We start from the raw sequence: 20,886 nt of genomic DNA, 5'->3' as shown, positions 1-20,886 counted from the left end.
CGATTGGCCGGACGCCGTCACGGGTAGGAGTGGCGACCATGACGGCGTTCGGCTTCCACGCATCCCACGAGCAGATCCACCCGGCCCGGCTGCTGGAGGCGGTGATCCACGCCGAACGCGCCGGCTTCGACGCGGCCATGTGCTCCGACCACTTCTCGCCGTGGAGCGAGCGACAGGGCCAGTCCGGGTTCGCCTGGTCCTGGCTCGGCGCCGCGCTCCAGGCCACGAACCTGTCCTTCGGCGTGGTGAACGCCCCCGGCCAGCGCTACCACCCGGCGATCATCGCGCAGGCCATCGGCACGCTCGGCGCCATGTACCCGGGCCGGTTCTGGGCCGCGCTGGGCACCGGCGAGGCGGCGAACGAGCACATCACCGGCGAGGTCTGGCCGCGCAAGGACATCCGCAGCGCCCGGCTGCGCGAGTGCGTCGACGTGATCCGGGCGCTGCTCGCAGGCGAGGAGGTCAGCCACGACGGCCTCGTCACGGTGGACCGGGCGAAGCTGTGGACCCGGCCGGAGGAGCCGCCCGCACTGGTCGGCGCCGCCGTGAGCATCGCCACCGCGCGCTGGTGCGCCGAGTGGGCCGACGGGCTGATCACCGTCAACGCGCCGGTCGAGCACCTGCGGCAGATGATCGACGCCTACCGGGACGCGGGCGGACGTGGCCCGCTGCACCTCCAGGTGCACGTGAGCTGGGCGCCCGAGCAGGAGCAGGCCGAGGCGATCGCGTACGAGCAGTGGCGCAGCAACGTGTTCGCGCCGCCGGTCTGCTGGGACCTGGAGACCCCCGAGCACTTCGACGTGGCGAGCGCCGATGTGCCGATGTCCAAGGTCGCCGAGACCGTGAACGTCTCCGCCGACCTGGGCCGGCACATCGGCTGGCTGGAGGAGTACGTGGCGCTGGGCTTCGACCAGATCGCGCTGCACCACGTCGGGCAGGAGCAGCGCGCGTTCATCGACACGTTCGGCGCCGAGGTGCTGCCGAAGCTGCGCTCCGCCGCCTGATCACACATCACCCCGTCGGCGCTTAGGCTCGTCGTTCGTGGATGCTCTGTTCGAGGTCGTGGTCTTCCTGGCCATCGCGACCTTCGGTGCGGCGCTGGCCCGCCGGCTCGGCCTGCTCGCGCCGATCCTGCTGGTCGTGCTCGGCCTCGCGTTGTCCTTCCTGCCGTTCTTCCCGCACGTGCGGCTGGACCCGGACCTGGTGCTGGTGGGCATCCTGCCGCCGCTGCTCTACGTGGCGGCGCTGGAGACGTCGGTGCCGGCGTTCCGGCTCAACCTGCGGCCGATCCTGCTGCTCGCCGTCGGGCTGGTCGTCTTCACCGCGTTCGTGGTGGGCACCGTCGTGCACTGGTTCCTGCCCGAGCTGCCGTACGCGATCTGCCTGGCGCTCGGCGCGGTGGTGGCGCCGCCGGACGCGGTCGCCGCCACCGCGGTGGCCCGGCGGGTCGGCCTGCCCCGGCGGGTCGTCACCATCCTGGAGGGCGAGAGCCTGGTCAACGACGCCACCGCGCTGGTGCTGCTGCGGGTGGCGATCGTCGCCGCGACCGCCACCACCGGCGGCGTCGGCGTCGGCGACGTGGCCCGCGAGGTGGTCGTCGCGGCCGGCGGCGGCATCCTGGTCGGCCTGCTGGGCGTGGTGGTCTTCGGGTACCTGCACAAGCGCATCACCGACCCGGTGCTGGACAACGCGCTGTCGCTGATCGTGCCGTTCGCCGTGGTCTTCGCCGCCGAGGAGATCCACGCCTCCGGCGTCGTCGCGGTGGTGGTGACCGGCCTCGGCATCGGGCACAAGCTGCCCACGCTGCTGTCGGCCGCCTCCCGGCTCCAGGTGACCGCGTTCTGGCGGCTGATCCGGTTCCTCCTCGAAGGACTGGTGTTCCTGCTGGTCGGCCTGCAACTGCCGGAGGTGGTCCGCGACCTCGACGAACCGTTCGGCTCGCTGGCCGCGATCACCGCCGCGGTGCTGGCCGCCGTCTTCCTGTCCCGGTTCGTCTGGGTGTTCCCGGCCACCTACCTGGCCCGGCTGGTGCCCCGGATCCGGCAGCGCGACCCGGCGCCGCCGGTGCAGTTCCCCGTCGTCATCGGCTGGGCCGGCATGCGGGGCGTGGTGACGCTCGCCGCCGCGCTGGGCCTGCCGCTCACACTGGCCGACGACGCGCCGTACCCGCGTGCGCTGCTCATCTGGCTGGCCTTCGCGGTGATCGTCGCGACGCTGGTCGGGCAGGGCGCCACGCTGCCCTGGGTGGCCCGGCGGCTGCGGCTGCCCCCGGACGACCCGGTGCAGGACGCGCTGTCCGCCGCCGGGGTGCAGCAGCGGGCCAGCCGGGCGGCCCGGGAACGGCTCGACGAACTGGCCGCCGGCGCGCCGGAGGCGGTGGTGGAACGCCTTCGCGGGCTGACCACCTCCCGGGCCAACCTGGCCTGGGAACGGCTCGGCGGCACCGAACGGGAAACCCCCTCCCAGGCGTACGCGCGCCTGCGGCAGGAGATGATCGACGCGGAGCGGGAGGTGTTCCGGGCCGCCCGCGACTCCGGCCAGATCCCGGAGGAGGTGCTCACCCGCGCCTATCGTGATCTGGATCTGGAGGAGTCCATGCTGCGACAGGAGGTCGTCGAATGAGCTGCCGGCACCTGGCTGAGGCGGGCACGGCCGAACCCGACACCACCACCGAGTGCCCGGACTGCGTGGCGATCGGCAACCCGGACTGGGTGCATCTGCGCGCCTGCCTGACCTGCGGGCACGTGGGCTGTTGCGACTCGTCGCCGTACCAGCACGCCACGAAGCACTTCGAGGCGAGCGGCCACCCGGTGATGCGGTCGGTCCAGCCGGGGGAGTCGTGGCGCTGGTGCTTCGTGGACGAGGAGATCGGCTGACTCAGCCGACCCGGCGCTCCAGCATCTGCCCGGTCCACGTCGGGCGGCCCGGCCGCTCCACCGTGAACGGCTCGGTGGCGGTGAACCCGCAGCTCTCGTAGAACCGCACGAGCGCCCGGTCGGGGCTGCGGAAGCAGTCCACCCGCAGCAGGCCGACGCCACGTTCGCGGGCCAGCTCCGCCGCGTACGCCAGCAACCGCGCCCCGACCCCGCGCCCGGCGTACGCCCGGTCGGTGACCAGCAGGTTCACGTACAGCTCCGGCTCGGTGGCGGGCGGCACGTACTCGGTCGCCGCGCCCACCACCAGCGCGCCCGCCACCGTCGCGTCGATCTCGGCGAGGTACAGGCCGTCGCCGGTGGCCCACGCCTCGGCCTGGGCGATGCGGCGCGGGTCGATCGACGCCGGCTCGGTGCCCCACTGGTCGGTACGCCCGAGTTCGGTCAGCCATGCGGTGGCGCTGTCGAGCAGCCGCAGCAGCGTGGGCGCGTCGCCGGGCCCACCCGGACGGATGGTGATGCTCTGCTGGTCGGTCATCCCGCCATGCTGCTACACGCGGCTCACCCGGGCACACCGGCGGCCCGTGCCTCCGGCGCCGGCCGGTTCGCGATCGCCCGGCGGGCCAGAGCCGGGGCGGCCAGCCCGGCGGCGGCGAGGATCCCGCCGAGCACCAGCCAGCCGACCGGCCCGCCACCGAGCACCAGCAGCGTGAGCAGGCCCCGGCCGAGCGCCTGGGCCAGCCCGGCGAGCAGGCCGTCCGCGCCCTGGTAGGCGCCGATCGCGCCGGGCGGGGCCAGGTCGTAGGCGAGGCCCGCGCCGGCCGCGCCGTGCCACAGGTCGCCGACCGTCCACACCGCAGTGGCGACGAGCAGCAGGACGACCGCGGGGAGCACCGGCAGGACGGCCGTCGCCGCGTACAACGGTGTGGCCGCCGCGAGCACCAGCCCGGCCCGGCGCAGCTTCCGGGCGGCCGGCGCGGCCCGCTCGGCGCCCCGGCTCAGCCGGACCGCGAGCAGCACGGTGAGGACCGTGTTCGCGAGCAGCACCGCCGACACCACGGGTGGCGGCGCGCCGGCCCGGTCCACAGTCCACAGCGGCACGACGAGCACGAGCACCGTCACGTGCGTGCTGAGCACCGCCGAGACGCCGCTGACCGCGAGGAACCGCCCGTCCCGCAGCGGTCCCCGTCGCGTACCGGTTGGCCCGTGTGGGCCGGCTGACCTGTGCGCCGCGCCGGCCGGCCACGCGGCGGCGACGGGCTGCGGCGGCAGGCGCAGCAGCAGCGCCGCCGAGAGCAGGTACGTGGCCGCGTTGCCGACGATCAGCACCTGGTACGCCCGGTGCGTGTCCACGGCGAGCGCGATCCCGGCCAGCGCGGTACCGACGGTGATGCCCAGGTTCGCCACCGCCCTTAGCGTCGCGAACGCGTGCACCCGGCCGTCCGGGCCGCCCACCGCCGCGACGAGCGCCGCCCGTACCGCCAGGTTGCCGGCCGCGAGCAGCGCCTCCGGCACCGCCACCGCCAGGAACGCCGGAAACGAACCGACCAGCAGGTACGCCAGCGCGGCGACCGCCTGACCCACCTGGAGGACGGCCCGGAGCGTACGCGGATCCCACCTGTCGGCCAGCGCGCCCAGCGGCACGCTGGCGCTGAGCCCGACCAGCCCGGCGACTGTGAGCCCGGCGCCCACCGAGGTGGCGGAGAGGCCCACGTCCCGGGTCAGGTAGAGCGCACCGCCCGCCAGCCACAGCCCCGCGCCGACGGTGTTCACCAGCGTGGCGTACGCGAGCGTGCGCAGCGGCCCGGGCGGCGGGAGCGGCGAGAGGCGTCCCATCAGCGGCGTCCGGCGAGGGCCATGCGATCGACGCTAGGCGTGGGCCAGCTGTCGCGGCGTCCCGGAACCGGCGACCCCTGTCACACCCGAGGGCTCGGGAGGCATGTTGCGTCGCCGAGCAGCCGTGCGGTCCAGTCGGTGAAACCGCCGTCGCCGAGCATCGGACGGACCGTGTCGGCGAGCGCGTCGCGGCTACCGGCTGGCTGCCGCCCACACCCGATTCTCGGCCGGCCGGTGACGTGGCGGCACCGAAACGGCGCTCGGCCCGGCGTGGCTGTGACAATCGCGGCCGGCAGCTCCCCGCGGGAAGGATGAGCTTCCGAGCGTTATGCCTCTCAGTCATAAATATGACCGAGAGGCATGACGCCGGAGGGACAACCCTTCTGTTCCGGGGCGACACGCCGCTTCCGGGCGGGCGTGTTAACCGGTCGACCGGGGGCGCGGACCGTGCCACGATCGCGCGGTGCCCGCCTCCGTGACCGCCCTGCTGCGCCGGCAGTTCGACCTGACCTGGGCGCTTGCCGAGTACCACCTCGACCGGCTGGAGCCGGGTGATTTCCTCTGGGAACCGGCCGCGCTGTGCTGGACCATGCGCCAGGACCCGGCCGGCGGGTGGCGTGCCGACTGGGCCGACACCGAGCCGGACCCGGTCCCGGTGCCCACGATCGCGTGGCTGACCTGGCACATCGGCTGGTGGTGGTCGGTCGCGGCCGACCACGTGCGGCAGCGGCCGGCGCGGGAGCGCGACGACATCCGCTGGCCCGGACCGGGCGCGGAGACTGTGGCGTGGCTGCGGGAGCTGCGGTCGGAGTGGACGGACACGCTGGACGGGCTGACCGAGGCCGGCCTGGACCGGCCGTCCGCGTACCCCTGGCCCGCCGACGCCGGGCTCACCGTCGCGGACCTGGCCGCGTGGGTGAACGCCGAGCTGATGAAGAACGTGGCCGAGATCGGGCAACTCCGGCTTATGCGGGCGGCAGGGCGGGCGGCGGGGCGGGCGGCCTGAGCCGGGCCGCGCTCAGTGCGCGCCGCCGAGGTTGAGCACCACCACCCCGGCGATGACGAGTCCCGCCCCGACCACCTTCGTCACGCTCAGCGGCTCACCGAGGAACGCGGCGCCGATCGCCATGATGGCGGCGGTGCCGAGGCCGGACCAGACCGCGTACGCGACGCCGACCGGGATGTCCTTCACTGCGAGCGAGAGCAGGCCGAACGCGGACAGGTACGCCACGGCGAGGCCGACAGTGGGCCAGAGCCGGGTGAAGCCGTCGGTGGCCTTGAGCAGGCTGGTGCCGATCACCTCGGCGGTGATCGCGCCGAGCAGGAACAGGTACGCCATCGCAGGACCGTACCCGGTCCTGCGATGGCGCCTGAGTGGAGCTCGAATCCCGGTCAGGAGACCGTGCAGGCCTTTCCGTTCAGCGTGACAAGCCCCGGATCCGGGTTGGGGAACCGGGAGGCGATCCCGTTGAAGCCGAACGTGGTGGACGCGCCCGGTGCCAGCTTCGCGTTCCAGGACAGGTTCTTCGCGGTGACAGTGGCGCCGCTCTGGCCGAGCTGCGCCGACCACGCGTGGCCCACCTTCTGGTCGCCGAGGAAGGCCCAGCGCAGGCTCCACCCGTTCACCGCCGTCGTGCCGGTGTTGCGCACCGTCACCTGGGTGGTGAAGCCGGACGGCCAGCTCCCGTGCGTGGTGTACGTGACCGCGCAGGACGACGCCGGCACCGCGCCCGCGTCACCCTGGTCGGCCAGGAACGACGCGAGCCACGCCAGCGCCGAGTTCCAGTTGATCGCCACCTCGTTCGTCGCGTACGAGTTGATGTCGTCGACGTAGCAGAACATCGGCGCGCACCCGGCGAGCAGGTTCGCCGCGAACGGGTCCTGGAGCGCGGCGTTCGGACCACCGGCGAGCGAACCGGCCGGCGGGCGCGGCAGGTCCGGGTTCAGCTGGTGGCCGAAGATCCGGCTGTGCTGGTTGCGGGCGTGCTGCTCACCCCACCCGGTCACGTACGACATGTTCAGCGCGTTGCGGCCGAACAGGTAGTCCGCGGCCTGCACCGCGCCGTCCCGGTACTTCGCGTCCCGGCTCAGGTCGAACGCGGTGGCGAGCACGATGGCGTTGTTCACCAGGTTGCTGTTGCTGCCCCAGACGTACGCGTCGGCGCTGCCCGGGAACGGCAGCCCGTACGCCTGGCCGGCGATCGTGGCCAGGTAGCTGTCGGCGGCGGCGGTGATCGACTCGCGGATGCGGGTCTTCTCCGCGGCGGGCAGCGTGTTCGGCACGGTGGCCAGGTCGAGGCGGCCCAGCGCGGCGACGCTCTGCCAGCCGAACGCGCCGTTCGGGGCGAACACGTCGGCGGTGTGCAGCGGCGAGCCGGTGACGTCGGCCAGGTACGCCTTGTCGCCGGTGGTCAGCCACAGCTCGACGGCGGCCCAGTAGAACTCGTCGGTGACGTTGGTGTCGTCGTACGCGCCGCCGCCGGTGCCGTCGCTGGCCGAGGCGTAGATCGCCGGGTGCGCCTTGGCCGCCGCGTACGCGGTCTTCGCGGCGGTGCCGCAGCGCGCGGCGAACGCGGCGTCGTACGGGGCGTACAGCCGCTGGCACTGCGCCGCGACGGCGGCCAGGTTCAGCGTGGCGGCTGTGGACGGCGCGTGCAGCTCGCGCGGCTGCGGGTCGTCCTGGGGCTGCAGCGGCAGGCCGGTCCAGTTCCGGTCGTGGATCTTGTGGTGGACCATCCCGGCCAGCTGCTCGCCCGCGGGCACCTGCATGCGCAGCAGGAACTCCAGCTCCCAGCGGGCCTCGTCGAGCACGTCCGGCACGTCGTTGCCGCGCTCGGGCAGCCGCAGCGTGGAGTCGCCCAGTGCGGCGCCGCCGCCGGCGGTCTCGGCCGTCTTGGTCCGCTCGAACGTGCTCAGGAGCTGGTAGGCGGCGATGCCGCCGTTGACGACGTACTTGCCGTGGTCACCCGCGTCGTACCAGCCGCCGCGCACGTCCAGCGAGTAGTCGCAGACGCCGGCCTGGCACGGCACGTCGGTGTCGCCCTGGTTGGGCGCGACGCCGAGGTGGCCGGCCGGGCGGGCGTACTCCTCGCCGATCAGGTCGCCGTCGATCTCGATGCCGCTGCGCTGGGCGTAGAAGAACTGGAGCGAGTCGGCGCGCAGCCGGTCGTAGAGCGCGCCGGAGATGTCGAACGGGTGGCTGGTCTCGCCGTCGACGGTCAACGTGTAGCCGGTGCCCGGCGTGCGGTACGCGGAGAAGTCGGCCGTCTGCACGTTCTGTGCGGAGGCCGCGTCGGTGCCGCGCGGCGTGGTCTGCCCGCTGGCGACCACCGCGCCGCCGGCGGACTTGAGCTGCCAGGGCAGCGCCTCGGTGGCCTCGGTGACCACAGTCGCGTGCTTCGGCCCGCCGGGCAGGTAGCCGACCTGGTTGACCCGGACCCGGGGGCCGGTGTCCGGCTCGTACGGCGGCGCCGGCTCCCCGCCGCGCAGCGACACGTTGTCCAGGCAGAACGTCTGCGCCTGGGCGCTGCCGCCGACCTGGAAGATCAGCTGGGCGGTGGGGTTGTCGGCCGGCGAGGTGAACGTGGTGGTGACGCGCTTCGCGGTGCCGGTTGCGGTCGCGTCGACGCTCGCGTACGTGGTGTAGGGGGCGCTGCCGAGCTGGAGCACCGCCTTGACGGCCGCGCCGGGGGTCGCGGAGACGTCGAAGGACAGCTCGTACTCGGCGCCCTGGGTCAGCGGCACCGCGTCCTGGCCGATGCCGGCGTCCCACGGGTTGGCGGTGCCCGCCGCGACGGAGGTGCAGAGACGGCCGTCGACGACCGCGAGGTCGCCGGTGCCGTACGAGAACCAGGGTGAGACACCGGCGCTGAAGTCGCCGTTGCGGAGTTGTTCGGGGGCGTCCGGCGGCACCTCGGCGCTCGCCGGGCCGGCGGTGAGGCCGGTGAGCGCCAGCGTGGTGGCCGCGAGTGCGGCGAGCCGACGACGGAATCGGGTCACGGAGGTTCCTTCCGTGCTCGGGGGTGGTGGGGGAGGCCAGGAGCTGGGAGCGCTCCCAATATCAGCCCGATGTTTCCATCGCGTTCCGCCGCTGTCAATCGATCCGGCCCGATGAGGCGCGCGCGCCCGGGCGCGGTGCGATTCGGCGCGCCACGTACGATGTCAGTGATCTCCTAGAGACATCCGAGCCCTCGACCTGGCAGGCTGCGACCCATGACCCTGAAGCTTCGTTCCGTCGGAGCGAGCGACCGTGGGCTGATCCGCAGCGGTAACCAGGACGCGCAGCACGCGGGTGCCTGGCTGGTCGCGGTCGCCGACGGCATGGGCGGCATGGCGGCCGGCGACCTGGCCAGCCGCATCGCCATCGACGCGATCGCCCCGCTGGACGTGGAGACGCCGGAGGACGCGCTCGTCGCCGCGCTCCAGGGCGGGATCGAGCTGGCCACCGCGCAGATCCGGCAGGCCGTCGAGGAGGACCCGGAACGCCAGGGCATGGGCACCACGCTCACCGCGCTGCTGTTCGCCCGCACCGGCAGCTGCCTCGCGCTGGCGCACGTCGGGGACTCCCGGGCCTACCTGTACCGCGAGGGCGTGCTCAAGCAGGTCACCCGGGACGACACGTTCGTGCAGATGCTCGTCGATCAGGGCGTCATCACCGCCGAGCAGGCCAGCAGCCACCCCCGCCGCGCGGTGGTGACCCAGGCGTTGCAGGGCGACGAGGTCTCCCCGTCGTACGCCACGATGGTGCCCCGGGCCGGTGACCGCTGGCTGCTGTGCAGCGACGGCCTCTCCAACGTGGTCCGCGCGGACACGCTCACCGAGGTGCTCAGCGAGCAGCCGGAACGCGACGCCTGCGCGGCCCGGCTGATCGACCTGGCGCTGCGGGCCGGCGGCCCGGACAACATCACCGTCGTGATCGCCGACGTCGTCGAGGAGTAGCCCTCACCGCCGTCGCGGAGCGGCACGGCGGGTCGGCTCGGCTGTGGTCGGGTCCTCCGGCCACGGATGGCGCGGGTAGCGTCCGCGCAGCTCCGCCCGTACCTGCGGGTATCCGGTGCGCCAGAACGAGGCCAGGTCCGCGGTGACCGCCACCGGCCGCCCGGCGGGGGAGAGCAGGTGCAGCAGCACCGGCACCCGCCCGTCGGCGATGCGCGGCACGTCCCGCCAGCCGAACGTCTCCTGGAGCTTGACCGCCAGCACCGGCGCGGCCGGGTCCGCGTAGTCGATCCGGATCCGCGAGCCGCTCGGCACCTCCAGGCGCTCCGGAGCCAGCTCGTCCAGCCGCGCGGCCTGCCGCCAGTCCAGCAGCCGCCGCAGCGCCGCCGCCACGTCCACCCGGCCGAGGTCGGCCCGGCGCCGGGCGCGGGCCAGCTCCGGGCCCAGCCAGACGGGCGCGCCGGCGATCAGCGCGGCGTCGGAGACGTCCGGCCAGCCGTCGCCGAGCGCCTGGCGGCAGAACGCCAGCCGGTGGCGCAGCGCGGTCGCCTCGGGCGTCCACCGCAGCAGGCCCGGCCCCTCCTGTCGCAGCCCGTCCAGCAGCGCCGCCGCGACCAGCTCCGGGTCCGGCGCGGTGAGCGGCCGGTCGACCAGTTCGACGGCGCCGAGCCGGACCACCTCGCGGGCCACCACGTCCCCGCCGGACCAGGCCACCTCCCGTCCGGTGTCCAGCAGCGCCGCCCCGGCCTCCCGGGCGGTCGCCTCGTCGATCGGCGCGGCGAGCCGCACCCGGGCGGCGGGCGCGCCGGGGGAGCGGTCGGCCACCGCGACGGCGAGCCACGCCGCTCCGGTCAGCCCCGACCCGGGCGCCAGCTCCGCGGCGGTCCCGCCGGCCATCAGGTACGCCGACCCGCCCGGCCGCCGTGAGCGGGCCAGCCGTTCCGGGTACGCCAGTCCGGCGAGCAGCCCCGCGGCCAGATCGTCCGGCAGGCGCTCCCGCTCGTTCCCCGCCGACCGTCCACCGCTCCCGCTGCGGTGCGGCGTCGAGTCGGCGCGCGTGTCGGCGGGGTGCCGGTCGGCGGGCAGGGCGGCGCGCAGGCGGCGTACCTCGGTGCGCCAGCGCGCGGTGGCGGCCGGGTCGGCGCCGTCGCGCAGCCGGCGCCAGCGGGCGGGCAGGTCGTCTCCCGTCCCGCCCAGCGTGTCCTCGCCGAGGATCGCCACCACCTGGGCGGCCCGGTCGGCACCCACCCGGGGCGCGCCGTCCAGCAGCGCCCGCGCCAGCCGGGGATGCGTGCCCGCCGCCGCGACCGCCCGTCCCCGCGCGGTGATCCGGCCGTCGTGGTCCACCGCGCCGAGCGTGGTCAGCGTCTCCCGCGCCACAGTGAGCGCGGCCGGCGGCGGTGGGTCGGGCAGCGCCAGCCCGGTGCCGTCCGGTGTGCCCCAGGCCGCCAGCTCCAGCGCGAACCCGGTCAGGTCGGCGGTGGCGATCTCCGGTTCGGGCTGCGGGGCGAGCCGCTCGTGCGTCGCCTCCGACCAGCAGCGGTAGACCGCCCCGGGCGCCTCCCGTCCGGCCCGGCCGGCGCGCTGGGTGGCCCCGGCCCGCGACACCGGCACGGTCACCAGCGCGCCCAGCCCTCGGGCCAGGTCGGTGCGGGGCACCCGGCTCAGTCCGGCGTCCACCACCACCCGGACGCCGGGGACGGTCAGGCTGCTCTCCGCCACCGCCGTCGCGAGCACCACGCGCCGTCCGGCAGCAGGGGTGAGCGCCGCGTCCTGGGCGGGCCCGGGCAGCCGTCCGTGCAACGGCAGCACCGCGATGTCGCGGAGGGCGGCCAGGCGGCGCGCGACGGCGCCGATCTCACCCGCGCCGGGCAGGAAGACGAGCACGTCACCGTCGCGTTCGCGCAGCGCCCGGCGGACCGTGGCTGCCACGTGGTCGAGCAGCGCCGGGTCGACCCGGCCGGCACCGGGCGGCGTCACCGGGCGCGGCGGCGGCGCCCACACCCGCTCGACCGGGTGCAGCGCGGCCTCGGCGCGTACCACGGGAGCGGGGTCGCCGGCGCCGAGCAGCGCGGCGAACCGGTCCGTCTGCGGGGTGGCCGACATCGCCAGCAGCCAGAGGTCCGGGCGTAGTGTGGCGCGGGCCTCGACGCTGAACGCCAGCGCCAGGTCGGCGTCGAGGTGCCGTTCGTGGCACTCGTCGAGCACCACCGCGTCCACGCCCGGCAGCTCCGGGTCGTGGTGCAGGCGGCGGACCAGCAGGCCGGTGGTCACCACCTCGACCCGGGTACGCGGCCCGGTCCGGCGCTCGCCGCGCACCGCGTACCCGATCCGGTCGCCGACCCGCTCGCCGAGCAGGGCGGCCATCCGGTGCGCGGCGGCGCGGGCGGCCACCCGCCGGGGCTGGGCGATCACCACGCGGCCGGTGACCGCGTCGGCGACCGCGAGCGGCGCGGTGGTGGTCTTGCCGGTGCCGGGCGGCGCCACCAGGACGGCGGCGCCGCGCTCGCGCAGCGCGCCGACGAGCGCCGGCAGGACCGGGCGGACCGGCAGGTCGAGCGGGATGTCGGCGAGCACGGCCCCACTCTCGCACCGCGCCGCCGGACGGTCCGCGCTGCCCCCGGAACGCGGAACGGCCCGGCCGGCGCACCGCCGACCGGGCCGGGTGGGCCGCCGCGCCGGGTCCGCCGACCCGGCCGCCGCGCCCCTTGCTAGTACGTTCCGTCGAGCTGACCGCGCAGCTTGGTGAGCGCCCGGGCCAGCAGCCGGGACACGTGCATCTGCGAGACGCCGATCTGCTCGGCGATCTGCGACTGGGTCAGGTTGCCGTAGAAGCGCAGCGTGAGGATCTTCTGCTCGCGCTGGTCGAGCGTGGCGAGCGCCGGGCCGAGGGCGACACGCATCTCGGCCAGCTCGAACTCGCCGTCCTCGCCGCCGAGCAGATCGCCCAGCTCGGTGGCCCGCTCGCCGTCGCCGGTCGGGGTGGACAGCGACACCGCGTTGTACGCGCGGGCGCCCTCCAGGCCCTCCAGCACCTCTTCCTCGGTGAGCTTGAGGTGGGCGGCGATGTCGGCGACCGTCGGCGAGCGGCCGAGCGTCTGGAGCAGCGTGCTGTTGGCGTCGGAGATCGCCAGGCGCAGCTCCTGGAGCCGGCGCGGCACCCGGATGTCCCAGGTGCGGTCGCGGAAGTGGCGCTTCAGCTCGCCGATGATGGTGGGGATGGCGTAGCCGGCGAAGTCGACGCCGCGCGACGGGTCGAACTTGTCGATCGCCTTGATCAGGCCGATCGCTGCGGTCTGCGCCAGGTCGTCGTTGGGCTCGCCCCGGCCGCTGTAGCGGTGGGCCAGGTGGTTCGCCAGCGGCAGCCACGCCTCGATGGCGCGGTCGCGCAGCGCCGGCCGCGACGGGTGGTCGGCGGGCAGCGCGGCCATCGCGGCGAGCAGGTCGGCGGCGCTGTCGGTGAGCGAGCGGGGGTCGAGCTTCGCGGAGGCGGCCGGCGTGGTCGCCCGGGCGCTGATCGTGGGAGCGGTCATGGGTGGTCCTCCCTGCACCTCGTCCACGGAAGAAAAAAGACGTGACGCTTAGGTTTAGGTTTCGGTCGTACGTTCGGAAGCCACCATAGCCCGATCGTGCTGCGGAAATCTAGCCGAAAGTACGATGTACTTAAGGTGTAAGCAGCCACGAAAGACGTGAGTCGGTCGATATCGCGCTCGGCAGGGTGGTGGGGTGGCGCTGACCGGTCGGTCCCGGTCGTACCCCGACCGGTCAACGTGGAATCCGACAGGTGGGCGAAGTGTCGCCTTTCTGTCGTTGTCCCGCCGACGGGACCGCCCGTAGCGTCCGTAGCGACACGTCAACGGAGGCACCGTGCTGGATCCCGCCGCGCCGCAACTCGTCATCAACGCCCGGACGCTGCTGTTCAGCTGGCTCCCGGCGGATCCCGGCGCGGTCGAGACGCTGGTTCCGGCCGGTCTGCGCCCGCACCCGCAGCGGCAGGTGTTCGTCTGCCAGTACGTCGTCGACGACGAGACGCAGACCTCCGGCTTCGGGGCGTACTCGCTCACCTACCTGGGTGTCTCACTGGCGGACATGGACCCGCCCGACGGCGAGACGCCCGGCGGCTTGTGGACGCACTACCTCGCCTCCAGCGAGCGGGTCCGGCGGTACGCGGCCGCGCGGGGCGCTCCCGCCGCCGCCGGGGAGACCCGCCTCGACCTGCGCGGCGATCAGCTCACCGCCGAGACCCGGGCCGCCGACGGCACGCTGCTGATCCGGGTCACCGCCCGGATCGGGCACACCGGCACCGAGGCGCACAACGGCCACCACCGCTACCTCACCCGCCGCGACGGCGAGCTGATCGTCACCGACTACCCGTACGTGGCCGAGCCGGTGTCACCGTTCGAGGTCGAGTCGGTGGAGTTCCCGGCGCCGGAGCACCCGGTCCACGCGCTGCGGCCGACCAACCCGCTGCACGTCTGCTGGGGCTTCTACTCGCCGCGCGTGTCGTTCGCGTACCCGGCCCGCCCGAACGTGCCGGACGAGGTGGCGGACCTTCACCAGGTGCCCGCCCGCCGGGCCCGCAGCGGCCTGCCGTCCGGGTCGTAGACCAGCCGGTACGCGGGCAGCGCCCAGAGCCGCGTACGCCAGGGCAACCGCTCCGGGCGGTGGGGCCGCAACCGGCCCGGCGGACGGGGACCGGCCCGGCCCCCGGCGTGCCATCGATCCAGCTCATCCGCCGCCGCGGTGATCGCCGCGACCGCGTCCGCCGGGTCCAGCAGGTCGTCGTCCTGCGCGCCGCCGGGATCACGGTCCAGGTGCTCGCGCCACAGCCTCAGCCGCAGGTCGCGGGCGAACACCCGGGCGCCGTCGCCCAGTCCGGCAGGGTCGGCCGGCGTCCGCTCGTCGCGGGTGTCGTCGAGCACCGCGCAGGACAGCTCGCTGTCGTGCGTCCAGGACCGGCGGTTGAAGTTGTCGCTGCCCACGCTGGCCCAGACGTCGTCCACCACGCAGACCTTGGCGTGCACGTACACCGGCGTCCCGTCGTGATTCTCCACGTCGAACACGTGCACCCGTTCCGGCGCGGCCCGGTGGCACAGCGACAGCGCCTGCTCCCGGCCGACCATGTTGGGCGGCAGCGCGAGCCGGCCGTCCACGTCCGGGTGCCGGGGCACGACCGCCACCAGGTGCAGGTCCGGGTGCTCGTGCAGCGCCTGCGCGAACAGTTCGGCCACCTCGGTCGACCAGAGGTACTGGTCCTCCAGGTAGATCAGCCGCCGGGCCCGGCGTACCGCCTTGGTGTAGCCGCGGGCCACCGTGCGCTCGCCGTCGGGGGCGAAGGAGTAGCGGGGCCGCACCGCCGGGTAGGTGCGCAACACCTGCACGTGGTGCGGCCCGCAGGGCGGCGGGTCGGCGGGCTGCTCGGGCAGCGGGTCCGGGCGCAGGTCGGAGCCGCGCAGCCGGTCCCGCAGGTACGCCATCGGGTTCTCCGAGTCCAGCGGCATCGGGTCGGTCCACCGCTCCCGGAACGTGGTGTCCAGCGCGCCGACCACCGGCCCGCGCACCGCCAGCTGCACGTCGTGCCAGGGCGGCGTGGGGCCGTACCGGGGGGACATGCCGATCGGCTGCGGGTCGCCGGCGTGGCCGGCGTCGTCGCGGCGGCTGTGGCACAGGTCGATGCCGCCGGCGAAGGCGATGTCGCGGCGCGGTTCGCCGGGGCGGCGCAGCACCACGAGCTTCTGGTGGTGCGAGCCGCCGCGCCGGACCCGCTGGTCGAGCAGCACCTCGCCGCCGGCCGCGCGAATCGCCTCGCTGAGGTCGCGGTTCTCCTCCTCGCTGTAGGAGAGCGTGTCGAGGTGGGAGCGCCAGATCAGGCCCTTGACGATGACCCCGCGCTGGGCGGCCTGGGCGAACAACTGCGCCACCGTCGGGCCGTCCGGGCGCATCCGCTCGTCCGGGTCGCCGCGCCAGTCGGTGAAGAACAGGTGGTCGCCCGCTGTGAGCGACTCCACCTCGCTGACCAGGCGGTCGAAGTACGCGGCACCGTGAATGAGGGGCTCGGCGAGGTTTCCATCGGTCCAGACGGGTAACTCTGACCTCGGGTTGGCGCGTTCCTGTGCGGTGAGGAACCAGTCCCGCAGAGTCACGTTCCACCCCCGAGGTCGACGACGTCCTCACACGGTAGGACCCCCGGCAGGGCCCCGCACGTCGAGCAGCAGGTCGGCGTGGGTGCCGCGCGTCAGGGGTGCGCCGGACCCCTGGATCGCGATACCGAGGAGGCACCGAGATGCCCGCCGAGACGACGAACACCGTGACCGACCGCGACCAGGCGGTGGAGGGGGAGCGGGGTGCGCTGGTGGCGGTCCTGTTGATGGTGATCCTCGGGGTGGCCGGGATCTTCGCCGTCTCCTGAGACCGGCCGGGCGCCCCGGCGAACCGGGGCGCCCGTAGCAGGTCAGGGCCGGTCGCCCTGGCCGTCGCTGTGCGGCACCCGCCCGGTCGGGATCACCCCGAGCCGGCCGGCCTGGAAGTCCTCGACCGCCTGGATCAGCTCGGCGCGGGTGTTCATCACGAACGGGCCGTAGTGCGCCACCGGCTCGCGGATCGGCTGGCCGCCCATCAGGTAGAGCTCCAGCGCCGGGGCGTTGGAGTCCTGCGTCCGGTCGGCGGTGATCCGCAACGCCTCGCCGGGACCGTGCACGGCGAGCTGGCCGAGGTGGATCGGCCGCCGGTCGGTGCCGACCGTGCCGCGGCCGGCCAGCACGTACACCAGCGCGTTGAAGTCGGACCGCCAGGGCAGGCTCAGCTCGGCGCCGGGCTGCAACGTGACGTGCGCGATGGTGATCGGCGTGTGCGTCGAGCCCGGACCCCGGTGCCCGGCGACCTCGCCCGCGATGACCCGGATCAGGCCGCCGCCGTCGGGCGTGGTCAGCAGCGCCGACTCCCGGCCGCGGATGTCCTGGTAGCGCGGCGCGCTCATCTTGGCGACCCGGGGCAGGTTGACCCAGAGCTGGAGGCCGTGGAACAGCCCGCCGCTCATCACCAGGTGCTCCGGCGGCGCCTCGATGTGAAGCAGGCCACTGCCTGCAGTCATCCACTGGGTGTCGCCGTCGGTGATGGTGCCGCCGCCACCCGTCGAGTCCTGGTGGTCCATGATCCCGTCGATCATGTAGGTCACCGTCTCGAAGCCGCGGTGCGGGTGCCAGGAGGTGCCCTTCGGCTCGCCCGGCGCGTAGTCGACCTCGCCCATCTGGTCGAGGTGGATGAACGGGTCCAGCTCGGTCATCGGCACGCCGGCGAAGGCCCGGCGGACCGGGAAGCCTTCGCCCTCGTACCCGCTGGGGGCGGTGGTGACCCGGCGGACCTGGCGGTATTCGGTGGCCTCGCCGAGTTCGGGCAGGCGGGGCAGGACGAGGACGTCGTCGACGGTGATCGCGGGCATCGCGGGACTCCTTACTTGTCGGCCGGGGTGGACGACGCGGTGCGGTCGGCGCGCAGGCGCCGGCCGAGCCGCTCGAAGACCCGGGTGAGGCAGGCGACCTCGGCGTCGTCGAGGTCGTCGATCAGGTGGGCGCGTACGGAGCGCAGGTGGTGCGGCGCGGCCTCGCGCAGGGCGAGCAGGCCGGCCGCGGTGAGCACTGCCTCGCTGCCGCGCCGGTCCGCCGGACACGCCTCCTTCGCGACCAGGCCGCGCTTGCGCATCGTGGTGATCTGGTAGGTCAGCCGGCTCGGTGAGAACACCAGCCGGTCGGCCAGCTCACCCATGCGCAGCCGCTGGCCGGACGCCTCGGAGAGCAGCACCAGCACGTGGTAGTCGGCGAAGCTCAGGTCGCTGTCGGCGCGCAGGTCGTCCTCGAGCCGGGTGAACAGCCGCTGGCTCGACTCGATGTACGCGCGCCAGCAGGCCATCCGCTCCGCGTCCAGGCTCTCCGTCATCCTGCGAGACTAGCACTATTTAAAATTTAAACAAGTCCCTCTGTCGTGCTCGGTTGGCCAGGCGCGGGTGAGTCTTTGAAACCTGAACGGGTGACCCCGGCTAGGGTCGGGGGATGGACGATCTCGACCTGCTCGACTGGCGGGAGCGGGTGGCCCGGCTCTACCTGTCCGACCTCGACCTGACCGGGTTCCGGGCCGCGCGCGACGAGCTGTTCCGCACCCACCCCAGCAGCCCGGTGCCGCCCGCCGACCGGCCCGGCTTCACCGGCCTGCGCTGGTACCCGCCCGACCCGTCGGCGGTGGTCGAGGCGCCGCTGCGCCCCGCCTCCGGTGAGCTGCGCATCGACACCGGCGGCCCGGACGGAGTGGTCGCGTACCGGCGGGTCGCGGTCGCCGGGACGCCGTGGGGACCGCTCACGCTGTGGTGGATCGAGGCGTACGGGGGCGGGCTGTTCCTGCCGCTGCGCGACGGCACCTGCGGCGACGGCTCGTACGGCGGGGGCCGGTACCTCACCGACACGGTCAAGGGCACCTTCGGGCGGGGCCTGACAGTGCTCCCCGGTGACCGGGTCCGCCTGGACGCCAATTACCTCTACAACCCGAGTTGCGCCTACGACGACAGGTGGGCCTGCCCGCTGGCGCCGCCGGAGAACCGGGTGGACGTGCCGCTGCGTGCAGGAGAGCGGGCGTACCACTGACGCGGCGAGGGAGGACCCCGGCGGGGCCCTCCCTCGATGTCGCGTACCGCCGGTCAGCGGGCGGTGGCGCCGGTCGGTGTCAGGTGCATCCGGCTCAGCAGCTGCTGGGCCTGGCCGGCCATCTCCGCGTCCACAGTCACCGCGTACTGGGCGGCGCGCAGTGAACTGGCCGACGTGAAGTCACGCTGCCCACCGCTCATGGCGTGCGCGACAGCGCCGAACACCGCACCCCAGATCGCGCCGATCACCAGCCCGACCAGGATCACCGCCAGCCAGTTCCCGGCGGTGAAGATGCCGAACAACAAGCCGATGAACAAACCGAACCAGGCGCCGGTGCCGGCCCCGAGCAGGGCCGCCCGGCCCGTGGTGAGCCGTCCCATCACGGTCTCCACGAGCGTGAGGTCCGTACCGACGATCGAGGTACGTTCCACCGGGAACCGGTTGTCGGCCAGATAGTCCACCACGCGCTGGGCGGACGGATAGTCCGGGTACGAGCCGATCGTGACGGTCGGCGCCCCGGCATGCGGGCCGTGCCCGTCCCCGCTCGGCGGCGTCGGGCGACCGCCCGGTCCGGACGGGAGGTTGTCGCTGCCCGGCATTCCGGGTTGCCAGGCCGCGGTCGGAGTCGAGGGTCTGGTCATGAGCATCCTCCTTCGTCAACCCGCCGCGTTCCCGGCGCCGGGCAGCGGTAACGCGCCGGGCCGGACCGATGTGGCGAGGCATGCCGGTGCCCCGGGCCGGGTAGCCACACCCGTGCCGACCCGACACATCAGCGAGCACGGCTTCCTCGCCGACGGGCGCAGCGCGGCGCTGGTCGACCGCGACGGCTCGGTCAACTGGTGGTGCCCACCCCGGTTCGACGCCCCGTCGGTGTTCGGGCGGCTGCTCGACTCCGACGCCGGGCACTGGAGCATCCGCCCCGAGGGCGCGGCCACCAGCACGCGGTCCTACCTGGACGACACGCTGGTGCTGCGTACCGTCTTCACCACGGCGACCGGCACGGTCGCCGTCACCGACGCGCTGGCGCTGGAGCCCGGCGCGCGCGGTCACGACATCGGGATGCGCTCGCCCCGGGTGCTCGCCCGGCTGGTCGAGGGGCTCACCGGCGAGGTGCCGATGTGCGTCGAGTACGCGCCGCGGTTCGAGTACGGCCGGGTCGGCGCCTACCTGACCGAACGCGACGGGGTGGTGGCCGCCACCGCCGGAGCCTGCCGGCTGGAGCTGCGCGCCGACGTTCCGCTGACAGTCGCCGAGGGGGCCGCCGCCGGGCGGTTCACCGCCCGCGCCGGCAGCACCCACCGCTTCACCCTCGGGTACGCCCCGACGTACGCCGGCGCCGCGCCCGCGCTGCCCGACGCCGCCGAGGTGGTGGCCGGGACGGTCGCCGGCTGGCGGTCCTGGTCGGCGCTGCACGACTACCGGGGCGAGTACCGCGACGAGGTGCGGCGCAGCGCGCTCGCGGTGCAGGGCATGACGTACGCGCCCAGCGGCGCGGTCGTCGCGGCGGCCACCACCTCGGTGCCGGAGCGGCTCGGCGGCGACCGCAACTACGACTACCGCTACGTCTGGCTGCGCGACTTCAGCCTCACCCTCCAGGCGCTCTGGCGGGCGGCCTGCCCGGACGAGGCGGACCGGCAGTTCACCTGGGTGGCGCGGGCGATGGGCCGGATCGGCGACGAGCCGGTGCCGATCATGTACGGCGTCGAGGGGGAGCGGGACCTGACCGAGCACGACCTCGACCACCTGGCCGGGTACGAGCACAGCCGGCCGGTGCTCGTCGGCAACGACGCCTGGCGGCAGCGGCAGAACGACGTGCTGGGCGAGGTGCTCGACGCCGCCTGGCTGATGCGGTACTACCTCGACCCGATGTCACCCGAGGTCCGCGACCTGCTGCGTACGCTCGCCGACCAGGCCGAGCGCGGCTGGCACCGGCCCGACGCGGGGATGTGGGAGGGGCGCGGCCCGGAGCGGCACTACGTGTCGTCGAAGGTGGAGTGCTGGACCGCGCTGGACCGGGCGGTCCGGTTCGGCTCCCGCATCGGCGAGCCCGCCGACGTGGCACGCTGGGTCGCCGCGCGCGACGAGATACGGGCGGCCGTGCTCACCCACGGCTGGAACGAGCGGGTCGGCGCGTACACCGGGGCGTTCGGGTCCGACGACCTGGACGCCTCGGTGCTGGTCATGCCGCTCGTCGGTTTCCTGCCGGCGCACGATCCGCGGATGCGCGCCACGATGGACGTGCTGGAGCGGCGGTTGTCCCGCGACGGGCTGCTGCGCCGCTGGGACGGCGACCCGGCCGGGTTCGTGATCTGCTCGTTCTGGCTGGCCGCCTGCCTGGCCGAGGCGGGGGAGCTGGACCGGGCCCGGCGGCTGTTCGAACGGCTCGCCGCCCGCACGAACGACCTCGGCCTGTACGCCGAGCAGATCGACCCGGACACCGGCGAGCAGGTCGGCAACTTTCCGCAGGCGTACTCACACATCGGCCTGATCATCGCCGCCGGCCGCATCACCGACGCCGCCGCCCGCGCCCCGGCCCCCACCTCCCACCGCAACCCCGCGCCCGCTTCGCGTCGATCATGAGGTTGACGCCGAAGTCGATCTCCCTGAGTGCC

The 20,886-nt window shown here is 74.3% G+C and carries 19 protein-coding genes; 9 read left to right on the top strand and 10 right to left on the bottom strand.

The features are described 5' to 3' along the window. Window positions 1-29 precede the first annotated feature (29 nt). The 3 genes from FHX31_RS19865 to FHX31_RS19855 are packed head-to-tail and all read left to right on the top strand — an operon-like array spanning window position 30 to window position 2,876. A complete protein-coding gene (locus tag FHX31_RS19865) occupies window positions 30-1,004 on the top strand; it encodes a TIGR03885 family FMN-dependent LLM class oxidoreductase (RefSeq protein ID WP_255352863.1) in 975 nt (324 codons plus the stop codon). Between the two features lie 37 nt (window positions 1,005-1,041). Beyond that, window positions 1,042-2,622 carry a Na+/H+ antiporter gene (locus FHX31_RS19860; RefSeq protein ID WP_013474806.1) on the top strand — a complete coding sequence of 527 codons (1,581 nt, stop codon included), beginning with the start codon at window positions 1,042-1,044 and terminating at the stop codon, window positions 2,620-2,622. Beyond that, window positions 2,619-2,876 carry a UBP-type zinc finger domain-containing protein gene (locus FHX31_RS19855; protein WP_013474807.1) on the top strand — a complete coding sequence of 86 codons (258 nt, stop codon included), beginning with the start codon at window positions 2,619-2,621 and terminating at the stop codon, window positions 2,874-2,876. The genes FHX31_RS19860 and FHX31_RS19855 overlap by 4 nt, the downstream gene beginning before the upstream one ends. 1 nt (window position 2,877) lies before the next feature. On the opposite strand, the gene FHX31_RS19850 is transcribed toward FHX31_RS19855, so the two are convergent. Continuing rightward, window positions 2,878-3,411, bottom strand: coding sequence for a GNAT family N-acetyltransferase (locus FHX31_RS19850; RefSeq protein ID WP_184976976.1), 534 nt, complete (start codon window positions 3,409-3,411; stop codon window positions 2,878-2,880). Window positions 3,412-3,434: 23 nt separating this feature from the next. Next, entirely contained in the window at window positions 3,435-4,709 is a 1,275-nt protein-coding gene (locus FHX31_RS19845) for an MFS transporter (RefSeq protein ID WP_184976975.1), read from the bottom strand. 463 nt (window positions 4,710-5,172) lie between these two features. Between FHX31_RS19845 and FHX31_RS19840 the strand changes: the two genes are divergently transcribed. Beyond that, the gene (locus FHX31_RS19840; RefSeq protein ID WP_184976974.1) at window positions 5,173-5,715 is read left to right on the top strand and encodes a DinB family protein; all 543 of its coding nucleotides are present in this window, start codon (window positions 5,173-5,175) and stop codon (window positions 5,713-5,715) included. Window positions 5,716-5,727: 12 nt separating this feature from the next. Here the strand turns inward: FHX31_RS19840 and FHX31_RS19835 are convergent, their stop codons facing one another. Beyond that, entirely contained in the window at window positions 5,728-6,048 is a 321-nt protein-coding gene (locus tag FHX31_RS19835) for a DMT family transporter (protein ID WP_013285364.1), read from the bottom strand. Between the two features lie 53 nt (window positions 6,049-6,101). Beyond that, entirely contained in the window at window positions 6,102-8,708 is a 2,607-nt protein-coding gene (locus FHX31_RS19830) for a glycoside hydrolase family 9 protein (RefSeq protein WP_184976973.1), read from the bottom strand. Window positions 8,709-8,921: 213 nt separating this feature from the next. Here FHX31_RS19830 and FHX31_RS19825 point away from each other — a divergent pair, with 213 nt between their 5' ends. Next, on the top strand, window positions 8,922-9,647 hold the full coding sequence (locus tag FHX31_RS19825) for a PP2C family protein-serine/threonine phosphatase (protein ID WP_013285366.1): 726 nt from the start codon (window positions 8,922-8,924) through the stop codon (window positions 9,645-9,647). 3 nt (window positions 9,648-9,650) lie between these two features. On the opposite strand, the gene hrpB is transcribed toward FHX31_RS19825, so the two are convergent. Both hrpB and FHX31_RS19815 read right to left on the bottom strand, forming a co-directional pair. Beyond that, complete coding sequence (hrpB, locus tag FHX31_RS19820) at window positions 9,651-12,221, bottom strand: ATP-dependent helicase HrpB (protein WP_184976972.1); 2,571 nt, start codon at window positions 12,219-12,221, stop codon at window positions 9,651-9,653. A 134-nt stretch (window positions 12,222-12,355) separates the two neighbouring features. Then, window positions 12,356-13,177: a SigB/SigF/SigG family RNA polymerase sigma factor gene (locus FHX31_RS19815; RefSeq protein ID WP_013285368.1), complete on the bottom strand. Its 822-nt coding sequence runs from the start codon at window positions 13,175-13,177 to the stop codon at window positions 12,356-12,358. Window positions 13,178-13,511: 334 nt separating this feature from the next. On the opposite strand from FHX31_RS19815, the gene FHX31_RS19810 reads away from it, so the two are divergent. Further along, the gene (locus FHX31_RS19810) at window positions 13,512-14,249 is read left to right on the top strand and encodes a hypothetical protein (protein ID WP_184976971.1); all 738 of its coding nucleotides are present in this window, start codon (window positions 13,512-13,514) and stop codon (window positions 14,247-14,249) included. Here FHX31_RS19810 and FHX31_RS19805 read toward each other — a convergent pair. Beyond that, window positions 14,198-15,787: a phospholipase D family protein gene (locus tag FHX31_RS19805; protein WP_184976970.1), complete on the bottom strand. Its 1,590-nt coding sequence runs from the start codon at window positions 15,785-15,787 to the stop codon at window positions 14,198-14,200. The two genes, FHX31_RS19810 and FHX31_RS19805, sit on opposite strands and share 52 nt — an antisense overlap. Before the next feature lie 140 nt (window positions 15,788-15,927). On the opposite strand from FHX31_RS19805, the gene FHX31_RS32780 reads away from it, so the two are divergent. After that, window positions 15,928-16,053 (top strand): hypothetical protein, encoded by a 126-nt coding sequence (locus tag FHX31_RS32780; RefSeq protein ID WP_013285371.1) that lies wholly within the window; start codon window positions 15,928-15,930, stop codon window positions 16,051-16,053. 42 nt (window positions 16,054-16,095) lie between these two features. On the opposite strand, the gene FHX31_RS19800 is transcribed toward FHX31_RS32780, so the two are convergent. Beyond that, window positions 16,096-17,082 (bottom strand): pirin family protein, encoded by a 987-nt coding sequence (locus FHX31_RS19800; protein ID WP_013285372.1) that lies wholly within the window; start codon window positions 17,080-17,082, stop codon window positions 16,096-16,098. A gap of 11 nt (window positions 17,083-17,093) precedes the next feature. Next, window positions 17,094-17,576 (bottom strand): MarR family winged helix-turn-helix transcriptional regulator, encoded by a 483-nt coding sequence (locus FHX31_RS19795; protein ID WP_013474817.1) that lies wholly within the window; start codon window positions 17,574-17,576, stop codon window positions 17,094-17,096. A gap of 113 nt (window positions 17,577-17,689) precedes the next feature. Here FHX31_RS19795 and FHX31_RS19790 point away from each other — a divergent pair, with 113 nt between their 5' ends. Then, window positions 17,690-18,274: a DUF1684 domain-containing protein gene (locus FHX31_RS19790; RefSeq protein ID WP_013285374.1), complete on the top strand. Its 585-nt coding sequence runs from the start codon at window positions 17,690-17,692 to the stop codon at window positions 18,272-18,274. 53 nt (window positions 18,275-18,327) lie between these two features. Here the strand turns inward: FHX31_RS19790 and FHX31_RS19785 are convergent, their stop codons facing one another. Next, window positions 18,328-18,915, bottom strand: a complete 588-nt coding sequence (locus FHX31_RS19785; RefSeq protein WP_013285375.1) for a general stress protein — start codon at window positions 18,913-18,915, stop codon at window positions 18,328-18,330. A 112-nt stretch (window positions 18,916-19,027) separates the two neighbouring features. Between FHX31_RS19785 and FHX31_RS19780 the strand changes: the two genes are divergently transcribed. After that, window positions 19,028-20,854, top strand: coding sequence for a glycoside hydrolase family 15 protein (locus FHX31_RS19780; RefSeq protein ID WP_184977833.1), 1,827 nt, complete (start codon window positions 19,028-19,030; stop codon window positions 20,852-20,854). Window positions 20,855-20,886 lie beyond the last annotated feature (32 nt).

Source organism: Micromonospora sp. CNZ286, assembly GCF_014207755.1.
Note: the sequence above shows the minus strand (reverse complement) of the source record. Positions and strands in the feature narration are given on the sequence as shown.